This is a genomic window from Nostoc sp. ChiQUE01b (genome assembly GCF_034531255.1).
In the GTDB taxonomy this organism is placed as follows: domain Bacteria; phylum Cyanobacteriota; class Cyanobacteriia; order Cyanobacteriales; family Nostocaceae; genus Nostoc.
In genome coordinates this window covers 32,523-50,307 of sequence record NZ_JAVRBM010000004.1, presented here as the reverse complement: position 1 = coordinate 50,307, position 17,785 = coordinate 32,523, and the positions used below count along the sequence as shown (strand labels likewise).

The window sequence follows — 17,785 nt, the reverse complement described above, 5'->3', positions numbered from 1 at the left end:
AAACTTTTAACTCCTAATACCGACTAAATCTGAGGTTGCTCTCGAAGAAGGGGATTTTGCCCCTTGCCTTATCAAGCTTGATTCTGTACAGTTTCACCAAGAATTGGTATAAACCTCTTCTAGCTCGAAATCTGTGGTTTTTTGCCAAAAAATATCAAAAACATTAGAAATGCCCCTGGTCTAAAACATTTTCCATTGATGGACTTGTATCGTCAATTAGAACTTGAATTTTATCGATCATCCTTTGAAATACGTCAGGGTAGTACTTAGAAGAATCCAAAAAGTCTACATATTCCAGTCTGTGAAGTTGCCTTTCCTCTGGTGTTCGATACTCTTGTCGAATATTAGAAGACATACGCTTAGTTTTTCGCACGATCAAAACATCATCAATTTGAGTTGAAATTATTGAAATTGGTGTCATATCAAGAAATTCACAAATCAGAAAGTATAAAGATCCAGGAACAGCTATCTTTAAATCTCTACTTGTTGCTACTGCTTCTTGAAACATAGTTTTATCTAAATTTGTTTTGCATTCTGCACAAACATATCCAAGATGTGATTCAATCAACTTGTAGTCTTTAAATTATGGATCAAAGGATGACTTTAAATATAACCTTTTACCAAGTATAAAATATTGATCTTTAGTTCTAATGCTTGCTTCACCACCTTGACCGAGATTTCCAAGAGAAGAAAGAAAACTAAGTCCAGAGAAGGTATTTCTTGGACCTAACTCGAAAGAATCATCTATTCCTCGCAAACTACGGAAAACTACTTGTGGCAAAAATTCTTCTAGGATAGTATTATCTAGCTTTAACTGCCCCTTCTGTCTATACAAAAAGTTATCTGAACTATCAAATATTAGGTCAAGTTCAATAAAACGTTTATATCGGTTAGTTGCTTCGACTAACTTCTCTACTGTATCTGTTTGACCACGCTCAATTCTTTCTAACTCAGCAATCCACTCGTGATACTTTCTAACAGCTTCTTTCACTCGTTCTTTATCAGCTTCAGGTAGACGACGGTTATTGAGGCATGCAGTTAGCTTCGTGTAATGAGGGCGAGAAAGTTCAGGCATAGGTTGAACTGACTGTGAATATTTAAGGCTGACTAATTGAGCAGGTTGATGAGATTGATAGATATGAAATCTTTTATCTAAAGTTGGTGTTCTTCCAATATCCTGAACTTTGTCAATTGCATCTTCTAAAAGTTCAATATTTTTAGAAGAGACTAAGGAAAGACCACTTTTCAGTACCTCAAAAGCTACTTCTCTTGCAATTTGCTCAATTATTTCCTTATGAAACTCATTATTTAAGTTGATAAAATTAATTAAATCTTCTCTAATAATTTTACCAAATTTATTTTTAAATTCCCTCTTTTGTCTCAAAGCCCGATGAAATAGATTTGCTCTTAGTCCAATTTTTTCAATAATATCAGCATTGTCAAAAGGCACTCCCAGAACATTGGATTCATGTCCTATAACAAACAAACACAATCCGAGCCTCATTTTTAGTTACTCTTGAAATTTCCCTGAGAGTGTCAGCTATATCTAGACAGTATTGTACTACTGTGTAAAAGCGGTTTCCCCTATTTGCTCGGTTAGATCCAATTTCTGACTTTGCTATCTTTAATAAATCCCATCCTAATATCTCAGCAGAACTGCGATAGTTTTGATGATAGTTAAATACATTTATGTAAGGTGGTGAGGTAACAACAAAATCTATCTGATCGTTTTTCAATGGAAGAGAACGAGCATCAGATAGACCTACTCTGATTTTCTTTTTGGAGTAAGGAAGTTTTTCGATTACACTTGCTAAAGCAGCAAATTTAAACTGTATAAATTCATTAGTAATTTTATTGTTTGCAACATCAAGAAAGATTATCAAAGCATCGAATATTCTTGTTGACTCTTCATCTAACTCATTCCTGAGCGTTCTTAACTTCTCTACCAAATGTGGTATTTGGCTATCATTTTCAAAAACTCTAAAGGGGAATTCCCTATCTATCAGAGTCCTAATTATTTCGATAACCTCCTTTCTTTGAGAATTGTTTATGAATTCATACGTTTTGCTAAGAATGCAGGCTGCTGGGTTAATTTCAAAACCATGTGACTCAAACGCGAGAATACCAGCCTCTAGCAAAACAGTTCCACTACCCGCAAAAGGATCAAGAATAACTGAGTTAGATAAACAATATGGCTACTGAAAAAGTATATATTAAGTAAATTCAGTATCGATTACTACTACTTTTAGATTGGGTTTATTCCCTTACATAAGTCATGCAGTGCTTGAAGTTGTGCTAAACCGCGTCCATTTTGAAAACTGGAGTTTTAAGGAGGGTATATTAATCAGCCAAAGCTTGAGTTTTGTGCTTTACCCTTATGACAAAAAAACTACGGTTTTCAAGGTAGACGAGGTTTAACTTCTCATCTGCTTTACAAGAAAGGCAGAAGGCAGGAGGCTCAGTTGGCAGAAGGAAAAGAGTATTAATAAAAACTTTAGTTCTGGGTCTGAGCTACAGTTTAAAAAAACAATTGTATCGAGCGGAAAGTGCCGCAAGATACAAAGCGTCCAAGATCAATCCCGCGTTTTTAAACGTGGGTTCCCTTCTGCCTTCTGAAATAGTTTTATTGGAGTTGGGAAATAGGAATATCGGTGAAGGAAACCTCTTCAACCATTGGGGTATAGCCTAGCCACTGCACTCCTGACTGGGAAAACTGTTGCGGACAACCGCTGACGGCGAAGCGAGTTGGTAGTGGTAGATGAGTATTTCTTAAGCCTAGTAAGTCTAGTTCTTGGGCACAAGCTGCCACAACATGAACAGCTGGATCGACCAACTGAACTTGAGAGGGGAGGAGCGATCGCAGTACTGGTGTAAGATGGGGATAATGAGTACAGCCGTGAACTAAGGTGTCAATTTCCTGCTCTAATAAAGGCTCTAGGTAGGCTCGTGCGACTTCCGCAGTGTAAGGATCGTGAATGCGGTTTTGCTCAATCAGTGGCACAAACTCTGGACATCCAACTTGCCAGACTTGGACATCAGGAGCAATTTCGAGAATAGCGTGCTTATAAGCATTACTCTTAGCTGTAGCTGGAGTAGCAATTACACCAATCCGCTTTCCTTCTTGCACCGCAGCTTTTGCACCTGGTAGGATTACTCCCAAAATGGGTATGCTAAATTCTTGACGCACGGTTTCTAGGGCTAAGGCAGAACTGGTATTACAAGCCATAATTACCATTTTTACCTGTTGCTGTTGTAGCCAGGTAATAATTTCACGTGTAAATCGTAAAATTTCTCCTTGTGAACGAATTCCGTAAGGAAGTCTAGCTGTATCCCCAAAGTAAACAATTGATTCATTGGGGAGTTGCCGATATATTTGTCGCAGTACTGTCAGCCCACCCACACCACTATCAAAAATGCCAATTGGGGCACGTTGGGGTTCTCGATTGGAAAAATTGTCAAGATTCCCTTCAAAACTGGAAGATGAATACACAGGCAGATATATATTTAGGTTTTGGGATTTAGAATACAGAATTTAGCAGACAATCTGCAATTTGACCACTAAATTCTGCGCGTCACTCAATTTACTATGTTTGGATTTACGATAGCGAAGCGTTAGCGAGTCCGCGTACTCTGTAAGAGTTGCAAGCTAGCAAGAGCGTCTCGTAGAGAGCGTATGCGTGGATTAACCTCTCCTTATAAAGAAGAGGCTTAAATATTGAAAATTTGGGAATTTTCTTTCCGACTTAAGTCGGGGGCTTGAAACCTTTTTTTAGATTCTAGATTTCAATTTAATCCAAAATCTAAAATCTAAAATCTAAAATTGTCTCGGTCAAAGAAGTTTAAATACCACCTCTTTAATTAGTATTTTGTAATATATTACCTCTGCTGTAAGTATTTTAGAATGCCACGAGCGATCGCTTCTGCCATCCGATTTTGATATTCTGGTGTTCCTAATCTGGGATTATCCTCGTAACCAGTCATATAGCCTGTTTCTACCAAAATCGAAGGCATAGAGCTTTTCCTCAGAACGTAGAATCTGGCTTTGCGGGTTCCCCGGTCTTTGATAGTACCGATGTCCTGGAGAATGGTTTTACGAACTACTTCAGCCAGATGGTAACCACTATCGAAATAATATACTTCTAACCCATTGACATCAGGGCGATTATCAACGGAATTAGCGTGAATGCTGACAAACAAAGTCGCATTAACCCGCTTGGCAATATCTACCCGTCCCTGAAGTTCTACGAAAAAGTCGGCATCCCGCGTTAGCACTGCTTGTACACCATTTTGCTCTAAAATTGCTCCTACCCTTTTCCCAATAGGCAAAATGACATTCTTTTCCAAAAGTCCCCCAAGACCAGGGGCACCTGAGTCTTTTCCCCCATGTCCTGGGTCAATAACTACCAGCAATTTCCCTTTAGGAACTGAGGGGCGTGGCCGTGGCTGGGAGATGGGACGGGGATTATCTATGGGATTTGGTAATTGACCTTGGTCTACTGATGGCAGGGGAGGTAAAGTAATGGGCGGTGTGATGCTGCTATTAGAGCGTCGTAATTCTAAAGCTAAAAGCTGGTCGCCAACTTGGTTGAGTTCCCCAATTTGTACTCCGGCTGCTGGTTGAACTAAGACGGTGACAGTGTTGGATTCTTGTGGTTGCAGGCGTACTCGCAGAATCGGGCTATTAGGATTGAAAGTAGGGCCTGTGACTTTGGGAGCTAACTTAGCATTGTTGATAGTGATGCGGAACAGACCAGAGGTTCTATCCCAGCCTCCTGTAGCAGATAAAGTTTGGTCGGCTCGAATTAGCAGTTGTGTGCCATTATTAGCCAGTTGTACAGACTGAATGCTAGCAGTTGTACTACTTGGTGTTATGGGACGTGGATTGTTAGTTCCAGGCAGCTGGGCAACCCCACGACTGGGTAGAACCACAAAACCACCAACACTGCTAGTGGTTGCTCGCCAATTTGGACTATTTTGATCTACTTGTAAGGTCAAGCGAACAACAGATGGGCTGGTTTGCAGCTGGGTGAACTGGATACGGCTGACACCATAGCGATTAATCGACAAATCTCGCTGCTCTAAACTTGGTGATAGAGTTGCGCCAGCAATGTCAATGTTAATTGCTTTTTGATCGTTGCTACGATTTACCTGAATTTGAGGATTACCACCACTTGTAGCAATGAAAAAACCATCACCTGTGACTTGTAATTTCTCAATTTGAGTAACTTTGGCGACAAGCGTTCTGTTGTTAAGTGGATTTACAGAGCCGTTTGTCACCACATTGTAAATATTCCTTGGGGGGAATGTTGGTGTAGATGTTCTGGGTGAAGTATCAGTAGCTATAGCTTGCTCTGGTTGCCCCTCAGTGTTTCTTGCGGGGAGATTGTCGGCTTCTGGCGTCGGTAATTGCACTGTCCAGCGATCGCCAGTTGTACCCACAAATCGCACTCGTTTTGGGTCTAAACTATAACCAGGAGTGAGTTCAACCACTATGCGCGTTGTTTGTTCGTCAAACTGCCCAACACGGATCGAACGAATTGCACCGCCCACTTGTTGGGTTAGCTGTGGGCGACCAAATGAGGTTCCTGGTAAATCAATTACTAGACGAGTCGGGTTAAAAATTAATTGTGCTTGGGGTTGAACATCCCCTTGAGTATTAAATTCCAGCCTGTTTTGATTGGCATCAAAACGCCAAGATTCAAGTCTCGCGGCCATTGCCGGCGACGATAGCATGAAGATGGTTCCAATAGTACTGGATAGTAACCAGCGTAATTTCACAGTCTTTTCTCCTGATTCACATTTATGGGAGCCGTCAACATCTCAACATATTGGCTAATCCTCACACCGTCACCGCGCACACTTGAGTTTTGCGCTGTTATTTCAGACACAGCTAATGGCGTAAAATATAGCACGCTCCTCTGATTTTGCCATGTCATTAGCCTATATAAATTTGACTGCTAATTTTAAATTTTAGATTCCCAATTTTAGTTTCTTGCCAGACTAGCGTCCTGCTACACTAACACCTGTTGTAGGTGATACAAATCCAAAATCCAAAATCTGTTGACTTGCAAAGTATCAAATGACAATAACAAAGAAGCTACTCCTATCCCGCCGCAAGAATACTTAAATTGTTTTACTACTAAATTGGATAAAAATGGTAAAGATTAGATGTACTTACTGAACAATTTATAAATTTAAACTAAATTACACCAATTTTACAAAAGAATGCGACAGATACATACTCCTAAACCTTTGTGATGTCTGGCTTTCTTAATGCGTGAATTTTGAATGCGTGAATTTTGAATTGGTATTACTTATCTTCTCTTGAGATACTGAAGAACGCCACGAGCGATCGCTTCTGCCATTTGATTTTGGTAAGCTGAAGTTCTGAGCCTAGCCATATCCTGCCGACCACTCATATAACCCGTTTCTACGAGAATGGACGGCATAGAACTTTTTCTGAGGACATAAAATCTGGCTCGCCGCACTCCCCTGTCTCTGATATTCAGGCTTTGGAGAATACTGTTATGGACAGTGCGAGCTAGACCCAAACCACTGTCGTAATAATACGTTTCTAAGCCATTAACATCTGGACGACTCGCACCTGCTGAATTAGCGTGGATGCTTACAAATACATCAGCATTCGCTCGCTCTGCTAATTGCACGCGTCCCGGAAGGGTAACAAAATAGTCAGAGTCCCGTGTCATAACAACCTGTACGCCATTTTGCTGTAAAATCTCAGCAAGTCTCTTACCAATAGGTAAAATAACATCCTTTTCGCGTGCCCCCCCAATCCCTACTGCTCCTGAATCTTTACCGCCATGTCCGGGGTCAATCAGGACTACCACTCGCCCATTGGTAACTCGGCGCTGTGGTTGTATTAAGGGTTGAGGATTTGGATTGTTTGGGTCAGGGAATGGCCCGCGGTTTGGCGGTGGTAGCCCAGGTAAAGCAAAGGCAGGTCTTCCGGGGAGGGTGACAACTCGCCGAGAACCTTGTATTGGTAGAGCCAAAAGCTGGTCGCCGATTTGCTGGGGTTGCCCAAGTTGCACTCCGCCTGCTGGTTGAATTAAAACAACCACTGTATTAGATGCTTGAGGTTGCAGACGTACCCGAAGAATGGGGCTATTGGGAGCAAAAGTAGGCCCTGTAACTCTGGTAGCTAACTTGGCATTGGTAATTGTGACGCGGAAGATACCTGAGGATCTATCCCAGGTTCCCGTAGCAGATAAAGGTTGGTTGCCTCGAATTAGCAGTTGTTTGCCATTATCAGCAAGTTGCACAGACTCAATTATTGCTGGCGAGTTATTGACAGATGCTCTACTGGGTAAGGAAACGGCTTCTGACTGATTGTCTAAATTATTACTTCTAGGCAATCTGACAAGGCGACTAGGTAAAACTATCAAACCACCATTGTTACTATTAGTTGCTCGCCAATCGGGGCTATTTCTATCTACCCGCAAAGTTAGACGGACACCGGGAGGTTGGGTTTGCAATGAGGTGAATTCGACGCGGCTAATACCATGTTTGTTAACGGGTATATTCCTCTGCTGCGTTAGACGTGGTGATAAAGATGCACCAGAGATATCTACGAAGATGGTAGCGCGATCGCGGCTACGAATTACCTGAATCGGAGGATTACCACCACTGGTACGAATGAACAACCCATCGCCTGTTACTTGTAAGTTTTCAATTTGAGTTGCCCCTCGTGTAGTAGTGGCAACCCTTGAAATATTAGGTTGAGGTTGAGAGTCTGGGGTAACTACACTGTAAGCACTTCTAGGAGAATCAGCTACTTTTTCGACTACTGGCTTCGGTAATTGTACCGTCCAGCGATCGCCAGTTCTACCAACAAATTGCACTCGTTTGGGGTCTAAAGTGTAACCAGGAGTTAGTTCAACAACTATGCGTGTTGTATCTACATCAAACTGTCCAACACGGATTGAGCGAATTCCACCACCCACCTGTTGGGTTAACTGCGGACGACCAAATGTAGTTCCCGGCAAATCAATTACCAGCCGAGTTGGATTGAAAATTAATTGTGCTTGGGGTTGAACTGCTCCTACAGTATTAATTTCCAGCCTGTTTTGATTGGCATCAAAGCGCCAAGATTCAAGTCTCGCGGCCATTGCTGGCGACGATAACATGAAGATAGTTCCAATAGTGCTGGGTAGTAACCAGTGTAATTTCACAGTCCTTTCTCCTAATTCACATTCATGGGAGCCGTCAATATCTCAACTCATTGGTAAATCATCACACCATCATTACCTCAACTTGACCTTTGAATCCCTTTTTTGATTTTTAAGCTGGTATTTAGACACACTTAAATCATTTATCAGGTTTCAAATTCAGTTTAAATCCCCATGCGAAACCTTCCACCTTTACAGGTAGAGAACTCTGACTCCCAATAAAGCTAGAAAACTGATAATTGATAGCTGTTTACTGATAAGTGTTTGTTCTTTGTTGCCATCGATGCACTGAGTAAATAATTCCCATTACTGTCAAACGATCTAGCAAAATTTATGAGTGTTATTCCCCAATTATCTGAAAAATATTTAGATAAAGGCTCACAAGCCAAGGGAGACTAGAAATTAAGTAACATTCTGAATGCTAGTAGAAATTATAAACAAATGATTATTCTACAATCACACGGGACGGAGATTTGAGGATAGAAGTTTCCAGTGCACAATTGGAGCAGAGGAGCAGGGGAGCAGGGGAGACAAGGGGGACAAGGGGGATGAGGGGGAATTATTGAACAAGTCTCTTCCTTATCTCCCCCCTCTTCCTTGTCTACCTTGTCTCTTCTCAATGCCCCATTCCCCATTCCCCATTCGCAATAATTAACGATCGCCAGAATCTGGGGTTACTCCGAAATTGCTGCTGTCATTTGATGCTGGCACCCTCGATTGAGGTGGTTCAATTACCAACGAAGTCCCAGAGGAACTGTCTAAAATTAGTTGCTCTGAGCTTCCGTCCACGGTTTTTGGATCTGGAAACACAAATCGTAACAAAGGAGGAGCTAAAAAGGTTGTCAAGATAACCATCATGATAATTGCTGCCCCTAATGGTTTGGAGAGAGCGCCACTGGCAGCGCCGACACCAGCAAACACTAACCCAACCTCGCCTCTAGGAATCATCCCTACACCGATCGCTAAACGGTTGATTCCCGGTTGACCAAACACGCTTAAGCCTGTGATTACTTTACCGAGAATGGCTACTGTAATCAGGAAAGTTGCCATAATTAGACCTTCCCGATTGTCGGGAATTGCTGGGTTTAAAACTCCCAAATCGGTTTTTGCGCCAACAGTCACAAAGAAAATTGGCACTAACATATCGGCAATGGGACAGACTTGCCTTTGCAGTTCTTTACGCTTATCTGTTTCTTCTAGAACTAAACCAGCTGCAAAAGCTCCCAGAATTGCTTCTAACTGGATGACGGCAGCCAGGTATGCCATAGCAAAAGCAAAGATGAATGCTGGGATTACCAGTCCTCCACGTGTTTTGAGTTGATCAGCGATCGCTACAAAGGACTTATTAAAAACATTCCCTAGTAGGATTGCTCCCAAAATAAAACCAGTGGCGCTGATAATCAAGTAAATGACTTTGCTGACATCCACCACGCCGTCTTTAGCTAGGCTAGCTACTACCGCTAAAACGATGATTCCTAGTACATCGTCAATTACAGCAGCACCCAAAATAATCTGCCCTTCTTTAGAATTGAGTCGCCCCAGTTCTGACAGCACTTTGGATGTCATCCCAATACTAGTAGCAGTCAAAGCCGCCCCTGCAAAAATTGCAGGTATAGCGCTAATACCAAACAAAGTCATCAGTCCCACAGTCCCAGCGGCAAAGGGTACTGTTACCCCAACTACTGCGACGACAGTGGCTTGGATACCAACTGCCATTAAATCTTTTAAATTCGACTCCAAGCCGATTTCAAACAGCAGAATGATCACACCCAATTCTGCCAAAACGGAAATGACCTCGGACTGGGCTGCAAACACTGCTGGAGCGGCTTGGGGCGTTAAACCAGCAGTGGTTTGAAGGAAGGACACAATCAAAGAGTTAGAACTGTCTGTGCCGCCTTCTGGAAACACTAAAAGATGGAAAACAGAGATACCAACTACCACACCACCAACGAGTTCGCCTAAGACGGGCGGCAAACCCACTTGGTTTGATAACTCTCCACCAACTTTGCTGGCGAGATAAATGACTACTAAGCTTAGTAGCACTGCTTCGACTACCATTGAACTGTCTGCGGCTTGTGTTGCGCTGGCCAGCAGAGGAAAAGAGAAGTTGATTGGTTCTAACAAATGCATTACGTTCTCTGAAAATCCTTCTCTTTGATTTTGACGCGTTTCTGAAAAACATCATATAAAGACATAATCTGAATTCAAAATGAATACAGTGTAGACGTTTCATTTATGCTGTGCAGTATTAGTATATTTTTTTAGTATCCAAAAATGTAACCATTTCAGCTTTTGACGATCGCTGTGTCAAAGTAAGAACATATAAATCGTATCTGGCGATCGCACTTGAGTTGTGAAAAACTTGTGGTGGCTGTTGACTCTCAACAACCACCAGAAGATTGCTACATACGTTTATTCAAAACATCTGTGGATACTTTGAGGAGTGCAAATATTATGACTAGAGCCGCTTTACCCGGTTCTCAGTTTCCATCGGGAAACTTGTGGAAAATACTGCCTTTAGCAATGCTTTTATGTACAACCTTTGTACTACCTGCATTCGCACAAGAAAAAGATAAATTGTGGCGAACCCTTAGTGTCAGTGGTCGCGGAGTCGAAACAATTCCGACAACTCTAGCACAAGTAAGTTTAGGAGTAGAAATTCAGGGGAAAACAGCCCAAGAAGTACAGCAAGAAGCCGCTCAGAGGTCATCGGCGGTAGTTGCGTTTCTCAAGAGCAAAAATGTTGAAAAATTACAAACCACTGGTATCCGGCTCAATCCGGTTTACAGCTATACCAATAATGTGCAGCGGATTACAGGCTATGCTGCCAATAACACTGTAAGTTTTAGAATTCCTGTTGAGCAAGCTGGGACATTATTGGATGATGCAGTCAAAGCCGGTGCGACACAAATTAACGGCATTAGTTTTGTTGCGAATGATGAAACGATCGCCGCTGCTCAAAAGCAAGCATTAAAAGAAGCTACTCAAGACGCACGGCAGCAAGCTGATGCCGTTTTCAGTGCCTTGGGTTTTAAATCCAAAGAAATAGTGAGCATTCAAGTTAATAATGCTAGTGCGCCTCCACCACCACCAATGTTTTTACGGGCTGAGGCTGCGAAATCAGCTGATGCTTCTACCCCCATTGTTGGTGGTGAACAAGAAGTAGAAGCATCGGTGACGTTGCAAATTAGTTATTAGTCATTTGTCATTAGTCATTAGTCCTTTGTCATTTGTAAAGGCAAAGGACTAATAATTAACAAAGTGTAGGGGTTTAAATCTCCGGCTTCTACCAAGCCGCAAGTGTTGTGGCGGGGTCTAAATCCCCGTTACAACACGTAATTGCGAATTGCGAATTGCGAATTGCGAATTGGTTTAATGCCCAATGCCCAATTAAAAATGTTCTGAAGACATATCTCCTGTATTGCCTTCTGCATCTCGCTTAGAGCCTAATAAATCCAGCTGATCTACTTGGATAACTGGGGATGATCGGTTTGCTCCTGTTTGGCGATCGCTCCATGTGTCAAACTTCAAAGAACCTTTGACAGCAATTTGCCTGCCTTTACGTACATAATTACCTGCCACCTCCGCCGTTTTTCCCCATAGTTCCAAATTAAACCAGTCGGTATGTTCACCTTCTTTTGTGCGACGATTAACAGCTAGTGTCAATCTACACTTCACACTACCAGACTCAAAATACTTAATCTCTGGGTCGCCGCCTACACGACCAATGAGGGTGACAACATTGATACTCATTGTGTTACCTTTCAGTACAAACGTACTTAGCAATTTCGACTTTTATCATAGCGAATTGTGAAAGACTTGAAAATAATGTGTTAAACAGTTAACAATATAATTGACTTGAAAATTTATACACACTATTTGGAGTAAACACATAAAAGTATACGGATATACTAATCTGACCAGAGAATATCAAAAAGTACGGCGCTTGAGACATACTAAATATTTCTGGGAATCATATAAAAATATTGTCTAGTTTACTCAACTCAGGATACAAACATAATCGAATCAAGCACGATTAACTCTTACCGTTGTAGTCAAAAAGTATCGCACATAGGGGGCTTACAGACGCGTGGGTATTTTTAGGAACTTTCGCACTTCATGGGATATGGGTATCGACCTCGGTACTGCAAACACCCTAGTTTATGTATCTGGTAAAGGTATTGTACTACAAGAACCTTCTGTAGTTGCGATCGATGTCAACGAAAAGGTAGCACTAGCAGTAGGAGAAGAAGCCAAAAAAATGCTCGGTCGCACACCGGGAAATGTGATTGCTCTCCGTCCTTTGCGGGATGGTGTAATCGCTGACTTTGATATAGCCGAGCTGATGCTCAAAAGCTTTATTCAGCGTGTAAATGAAGGTAAATCTCTAATTTTACCCCGGATTGTCATTGGTATTCCCAGTGGCGTCACAGGAGTAGAAAGGCGAGCCGTCATGGATGCAGCTCACCAAGCAGGAGCAAGAAAAGTTTATTTAATTGATGAACCTGTAGCTGCGGCTATTGGTGCAGGACTACCTGTTGCCGAAGCAACTGGCAACATGATCATCGATATTGGTGGTGGGACAACAGAAGTTGCAGTGCTGAGTCTTCAAGGTACGGTAATCAGCGAATCAGTACGCATTGCTGGAGATGAACTAACTGATGCGATCGTTCAGTATATTAAGAAAGTTCATAATTTAGTCATTGGTGAACGTACTGCTGAGGAAATCAAGATTCGGCTTGGTTCTGCCTATCCAACTAGTGATGATAATGACGCCATGATGGAAGTCCGAGGCTTACACCTGCTTTCTGGTCTACCGCGAACTGTAACAATCAAAGCCCCAGAAATCCGTGAAAGTATGTTGGAACCGCTATCAGTAATTATAGAAGCTGTGAAGCGGACACTGGAACGCACACCGCCAGAACTGGCAGCAGACATTATTGACAGAGGTATTATGTTAGCTGGTGGCGGTGCTTTGCTCAAAGGCATAGATACCCTCGTTAGCCATGAAACAGGGATTATTACCCACATTGCTGCTGATCCTTTGAGCTGTGTTGTGCTGGGAACAGGTCGTGTGTTAGAAAACTTTAAACAGTTGGAACGAGTTGTCATCGAAAGCTCTCGCAATATGTAGCAAAAAAATATCAGAATTGAGTTCTATTTGAGTTCTATTTGGGTTTTATATAAATAGAATCCAAGTAGAACTTAATTTATATAAGTACATACAGGTATATATGGTGACAATACGGCGTTGGTGGGATCGTAAAGGGTTGCAAATTGGGTTGTTAGCTTTAGTAGTTGGTAGTGCTTCGATATTGCGACAGACTCAAGGTGAACTAGTGCTTGAGACATACCAGGCAATTACCCGTCCATTAGAGATGTTGCAGTCAGGGCCAACTCCAGAAGAACGTCTTAGAGATGCCCGGATAATGGAATTGCAAACCCGTATAGTAGATTTGGAAAGTCAAAAGACAAAGTTACAAGATTTATTAGGCTATGTGGAAAAAGAGCCGCTAGCATCACAACCAATTCCAGCACGGGTGGTAGGACGTAGTGCTGACCAGTGGTGGCAACAAGTGACACTGAATCGCGGTGCAAATGCGGGGATTCAGGAAGGCTTTATAGTCAAAGCAGAAGGCGGATTGGTGGGTTTGGTAGAGAGTGTAACTCCTAATACTAGCCGTGTGTTGTTAATCAGTGACCTCAAGAGTCAAGTGGGTGTATCAGTTAGCCGCACAGCAGCTAAAGGCGTTTTGCGAGGAGATTCTTCTGCTGAAGCAGTGCTGGAGTTTTATGAAAAAGTTCCAAATGTCAAAGTAGGAGATTTAGTTTCCACATCTACTTATAGTCAGAAATTTCCCTCCGGTTTGGCAGTAGGACGAATCAAGTCGCTGGATTTAAAGAAACTTCCGGCGTCAGTGGCGAAAATTGAGCTTTTTCCGCCAATCCGCTCTCTCGATTGGGTAGCTGTTTATCCCAAGCCAGAAAACCAAGAATCGGCAAATCAAGTGCCGCAAAAGTCTAAGTAAATTCTTTGAAAAAATCCATAGAAAAATGAAGATTCCTGCATTTGTTGGTAGCAGGCAGAAAAAGCCAAAATCGTCAGCGCGAAAATCGAAATTCCGAATCCAGCCACTTGCTCGTTGGCATCCCGGTATACGTCAGTTGTTTGGTTGGATAGTGACGGCTAGTTCTGTACTGTTATGTTTACTATTATTACCAACCCGATTTCCAGGTATGGAATTGTTAGGAATTGGCCCTAACTGGCTGTTAATTTGGGTGGTAGCTTGGAGTGTGAAGCGCACGGTGTTTGCTGGAGCATTGGCAGGTATAGTTCTGGGGCTACTTCAAGATTCAATGACATCACTTAACCCTACTCATGCCATCAGTTTAGGTATAGTGGGGGCTTTAACTGCTCTGCTTCAGAAACAGCGTTTTATCGAAGAAGATTTTATTTCGATTGCTGTAATTGTCTTTGTTATGGCAGTTTTGGCAGAAACTATCTTTGGGTTGCAATTAACTTTGCTGGGCAATGAGCGCAAGGTGACAGATATTTGGACATATTATCAGCGTGTCGCTCTTGCCTCTGCCATTCTGAGTAGTCTGTGGGCACCTGTGGTCTATTATCCCTTGAATCTTTGGTGGCAACGGATAAAATTGTTGGAGCAATAGTAAAGGGAGACGCGATTAATCGCGTCTGTACAAGAGTTAGGAAGGGGATATAAGCTTTAATTTACACATTGAGACCGTAGGGGAGCAGGGGAGAGGGTTTGAAGTTCTTACCCACAATTTAACAAATCGGATTGCTATCTACTATTTTGCATTTAAGTAGTTATGCAAAATTATTTATGTCATTGCAAACGAAGTGAAGCAATCCCAAAACCTTGCGATTGCTTCACTTCTAGACGCTTCGCGAACGTTTCGCTCCGCTACACTCGCAATGACAATGTATATTTAATTTTGCACTACTACTTATGAAATGTGTCACATATATAACAGACATAGCCTTTTAAAATAATCTTGAGATAATTTAATTTCTTGTTAATGATTAATTCTTTTTTAATGAAAGTAAATTAGATAAAAAATATCTTACTATTGAAAAACAAATATTGATAAACAGGTGAGACTTTACAAGCATTATCACCTACATCATGCATGGGAAACAATAGAAAAATGCATAGCCGATGACTAACGTATTATGGCTACAAGGTGGTGCTTGTTCAGGCAACACCATGTCATTTCTCAACGCTGAAGAACCGACAGTCTGCGATTTAATTGCTGATTTTGGTATCAAGGTACTTTGGCATCCTTCCTTGGGATTGGAACTAGGCAACGACTTACAAACACTGTTGCGGGATTGCATTTCTGGCGCAATTCCTTTGGATATCTTGGTATTTGAAGGCAGCGTTGTTAATGCCCCCAATGGCACTGGTGAATGGAATCGGTTTGCCGATCGCGCCATGAAAGATTGGTTAGCAGACCTCGCCAAAGTTGCTAAATTTATTGTCGCCGTGGGAGATTGTGCCACATGGGGGGGAATTCCCGCCATGTCACCCAACCCTAGCGAGTCGGAAGGTTTGCAATTTCTCAAACGTCAAGAAGGCGGCTTTTTAGGTAAAGACTTTGTATCTCAAGCTGGATTACCTGTAATTAATATACCTGGATGTCCCGCCCATCCCGACTGGATTACGCAGATATTAGTTGCGATCGCTACTGGACGCATAGCAGATATTGCTTTCGATGAACTAAATCGTCCCCAAACTTTCTTCAACACCTATACCCAAACAGGTTGTACCCGCAACGTCCACTTTGCCTACAAAGCCTCAACCGCCGAATTTGGTCAGCGTAAAGGTTGCCTATTTTATGACTTGGGTTGTCGCGGTCCTATGACTCATTCTTCCTGCAACCGCATCTTATGGAACCGTGTCTCTTCCAAAACTCGCGCCGGAATGCCTTGTTTAGGTTGCACAGAACCAGAATTTCCCTTCTTTGACCTTAAACCGGGAACCGTATTCAAAACCCAAACAGTAATGGGAGTTCCCAAAGAATTACCGCCAGGAGTGAACAAAAAAGACTACGCCTTACTCACAATGGTCGCCAAAGACGCCGCACCACCTTGGGCAGAAGAAGACTTTTTTACAGTTTAGGGAATAGGGAGTAGGGAGTAGGGAGTAGGGAGTAGGGAGTAGGGAATAGGGGATGAGGGGGATAAGGAAGAAATAATTAATGCCCCAGTTCCCACCCCCACTCCCCACTCCCCACTCCCCTCAACAATTAAAGGAGAAGCGAATGGGAATTCAATCATTAGATATATCGCCCGTCGGTAGAGTTGAAGGCGATTTAGATGTTCGAGTCGATATTGAACATGGAAGAGTAGTCAACGCCTGGACACACGCCGAACTATTTCGCGGATTTGAAGTTATCTTACGCGGTAAAGACCCCCAAGCCGGATTAATTGTCACACCTCGCATTTGCGGCATTTGTGGCGGTTCTCACTTAACCTGTGCATCTTGGGCATTAGATACAGCTTGGGAAACAGAAGTTCCCCGCAATGCAATTTTGGCAAGAAATCTCGGTCAAATTGTCGAAACCATTCAAAGCATCCCCCGCTATTTTTATGGACTGTTTGCCATTGACTTAACTAATAAAAAATACCGCAATAGTCGCTTTTATGAGGAAGCTACCAGACGCTTTGCTGCTTTCACAGGCAAATCTTACGAACTAGGCATAACAATTTCCGCTAAACCCGTAGAAATTTATGCACTATTGGGCGGACAATGGCCCCACAGCAGTTATATGGAAATAAGTTGGAAAATTGCTTATATAGTAAGGATTTGCCAGGATAGGTGTAATGATTCCCTGGCTTTTCCTTAAATTAGGGGATAAACCCACAATCAGCTACGCCATAAGCAAAGATAGCAAGCAGCAAATCCATTTATTTTTCTCTGCTAAAAGTTATTTGATTTTCTCTGGTATTACCTAATTTTTCCCTAACCTAGATTAGCGATGTCTAGCGACAAGCCGCTCCACGTCTACGCAGTTAAGAAAGTCCAAGACAAGTAGTTCAGTATAATTATTTTTTAACCTTGAAATATAAACCCGGTTTTTTATCAATATAAATACGCAAATAGTATTATATTAATTTAAAAAATCACATTCTAAATTGTGTATATAAGTATTAATTTCTTTGTTTGGAAATTGAGCGATCGTTTTCCCAAATCCCAATATATCAAGCATCATAACCATTTCCGGCGTTGCATAATTGCGGGATGATTCTGGAATTTGCATCAACTATAATCCCCGCGTCAGCCTCAATCATCCCTTTATTGTTTGGGAATCCCCTAAAAGTCATCTGGCTTGGACTTGGAAACTGTTCTACCTTACAAGTTGAAAATTTACTGCGTCGGGAGTTCAGCACGATCAAATTATTTTATGAAGATGAAAATTCATCATTGCTTGCCCTCTCATAATTACAAAGCAGATGGGAAGCAATTGTTAACCATAGGGGCGTGGTTTCCACGAACTAATTTCCCTTATACGGCTGCTTTCTCAAGCAAACTTGGCTACAGGTCTTCTTTGCCAAATGTCATTCGGGG

Annotated in this window: 13 protein-coding genes and 2 pseudogenes; 6 read left to right on the top strand and 9 right to left on the bottom strand. The window is 42.1% G+C overall.

Going from position 1 to position 17,785, the window contains the following annotated elements:
• Positions 1-163: 163 nt before the first annotated feature.
• The 7 genes and pseudogenes from RMY63_RS04155 to RMY63_RS04125 form a co-directional block, all read right to left on the bottom strand.
• Positions 164-1,075: pseudogene (locus RMY63_RS04155) on the bottom strand (Bpu10I family restriction endonuclease).
• A 391-nt stretch (positions 1,076-1,466) separates the two neighbouring features.
• Positions 1,467-2,138, bottom strand: coding sequence for a hypothetical protein (locus RMY63_RS04150; RefSeq protein ID WP_322727484.1), 672 nt, complete (start codon positions 2,136-2,138; stop codon positions 1,467-1,469).
• A gap of 485 nt (positions 2,139-2,623) precedes the next feature.
• Complete coding sequence (murI, locus tag RMY63_RS04145) at positions 2,624-3,490, bottom strand: glutamate racemase (protein WP_322727483.1); 867 nt, start codon at positions 3,488-3,490, stop codon at positions 2,624-2,626.
• A 386-nt stretch (positions 3,491-3,876) separates the two neighbouring features.
• Positions 3,877-5,778 (bottom strand): N-acetylmuramoyl-L-alanine amidase, encoded by a 1,902-nt coding sequence (locus RMY63_RS04140; protein ID WP_322727482.1) that lies wholly within the window; start codon positions 5,776-5,778, stop codon positions 3,877-3,879.
• A gap of 536 nt (positions 5,779-6,314) precedes the next feature.
• Positions 6,315-8,192, bottom strand: a complete 1,878-nt coding sequence (locus tag RMY63_RS04135; RefSeq protein WP_322727481.1) for an N-acetylmuramoyl-L-alanine amidase — start codon at positions 8,190-8,192, stop codon at positions 6,315-6,317.
• A gap of 648 nt (positions 8,193-8,840) precedes the next feature.
• Entirely contained in the window at positions 8,841-10,319 is a 1,479-nt protein-coding gene (locus tag RMY63_RS04130) for a cation:proton antiporter (protein ID WP_322727480.1), read from the bottom strand.
• A gap of 118 nt (positions 10,320-10,437) precedes the next feature.
• The gene (locus RMY63_RS04125; RefSeq protein ID WP_322727479.1) at positions 10,438-10,581 is read right to left on the bottom strand and encodes a hypothetical protein; all 144 of its coding nucleotides are present in this window, start codon (positions 10,579-10,581) and stop codon (positions 10,438-10,440) included.
• A 62-nt stretch (positions 10,582-10,643) separates the two neighbouring features.
• Between RMY63_RS04125 and RMY63_RS04120 the strand changes: the two genes are divergently transcribed.
• Positions 10,644-11,387 carry an SIMPL domain-containing protein gene (locus RMY63_RS04120; protein ID WP_322727478.1) on the top strand — a complete coding sequence of 248 codons (744 nt, stop codon included), beginning with the start codon at positions 10,644-10,646 and terminating at the stop codon, positions 11,385-11,387.
• Positions 11,388-11,579: 192 nt separating this feature from the next.
• Here RMY63_RS04120 and RMY63_RS04115 read toward each other — a convergent pair whose 3' ends face one another.
• Positions 11,580-11,942, bottom strand: a complete 363-nt coding sequence (locus RMY63_RS04115) for a single-stranded DNA-binding protein (RefSeq protein WP_322727477.1) — start codon at positions 11,940-11,942, stop codon at positions 11,580-11,582.
• A 373-nt stretch (positions 11,943-12,315) separates the two neighbouring features.
• Between RMY63_RS04115 and RMY63_RS04110 the strand changes: the two genes are divergently transcribed.
• The 5 genes and pseudogenes from RMY63_RS04110 to RMY63_RS04090 all read left to right on the top strand — a co-directional run.
• A complete protein-coding gene (locus tag RMY63_RS04110; RefSeq protein ID WP_322727619.1) occupies positions 12,316-13,323 on the top strand; it encodes a rod shape-determining protein in 1,008 nt (335 codons plus the stop codon).
• A gap of 100 nt (positions 13,324-13,423) precedes the next feature.
• On the top strand, positions 13,424-14,218 hold the full coding sequence (mreC, locus tag RMY63_RS04105; RefSeq protein ID WP_322727476.1) for a rod shape-determining protein MreC: 795 nt from the start codon (positions 13,424-13,426) through the stop codon (positions 14,216-14,218).
• 25 nt (positions 14,219-14,243) lie between these two features.
• Positions 14,244-14,861 carry a rod shape-determining protein MreD gene (gene mreD / locus RMY63_RS04100; RefSeq protein WP_322727475.1) on the top strand — a complete coding sequence of 206 codons (618 nt, stop codon included), beginning with the start codon at positions 14,244-14,246 and terminating at the stop codon, positions 14,859-14,861.
• A 512-nt stretch (positions 14,862-15,373) separates the two neighbouring features.
• Positions 15,374-16,336 carry a hydrogenase small subunit gene (locus RMY63_RS04095; protein ID WP_322727474.1) on the top strand — a complete coding sequence of 321 codons (963 nt, stop codon included), beginning with the start codon at positions 15,374-15,376 and terminating at the stop codon, positions 16,334-16,336.
• Positions 16,337-16,478: 142 nt separating this feature from the next.
• A pseudogene (locus RMY63_RS04090) lies at positions 16,479-16,988 on the top strand (nickel-dependent hydrogenase large subunit); the annotation flags it as partial.
• A 339-nt stretch (positions 16,989-17,327) separates the two neighbouring features.
• Here RMY63_RS04090 and RMY63_RS04085 read toward each other — a convergent pair.
• The gene (locus RMY63_RS04085; RefSeq protein WP_322727473.1) at positions 17,328-17,477 is read right to left on the bottom strand and encodes a hypothetical protein; all 150 of its coding nucleotides are present in this window, start codon (positions 17,475-17,477) and stop codon (positions 17,328-17,330) included.
• Between the last annotated feature and the right edge of the window lie 308 nt (positions 17,478-17,785).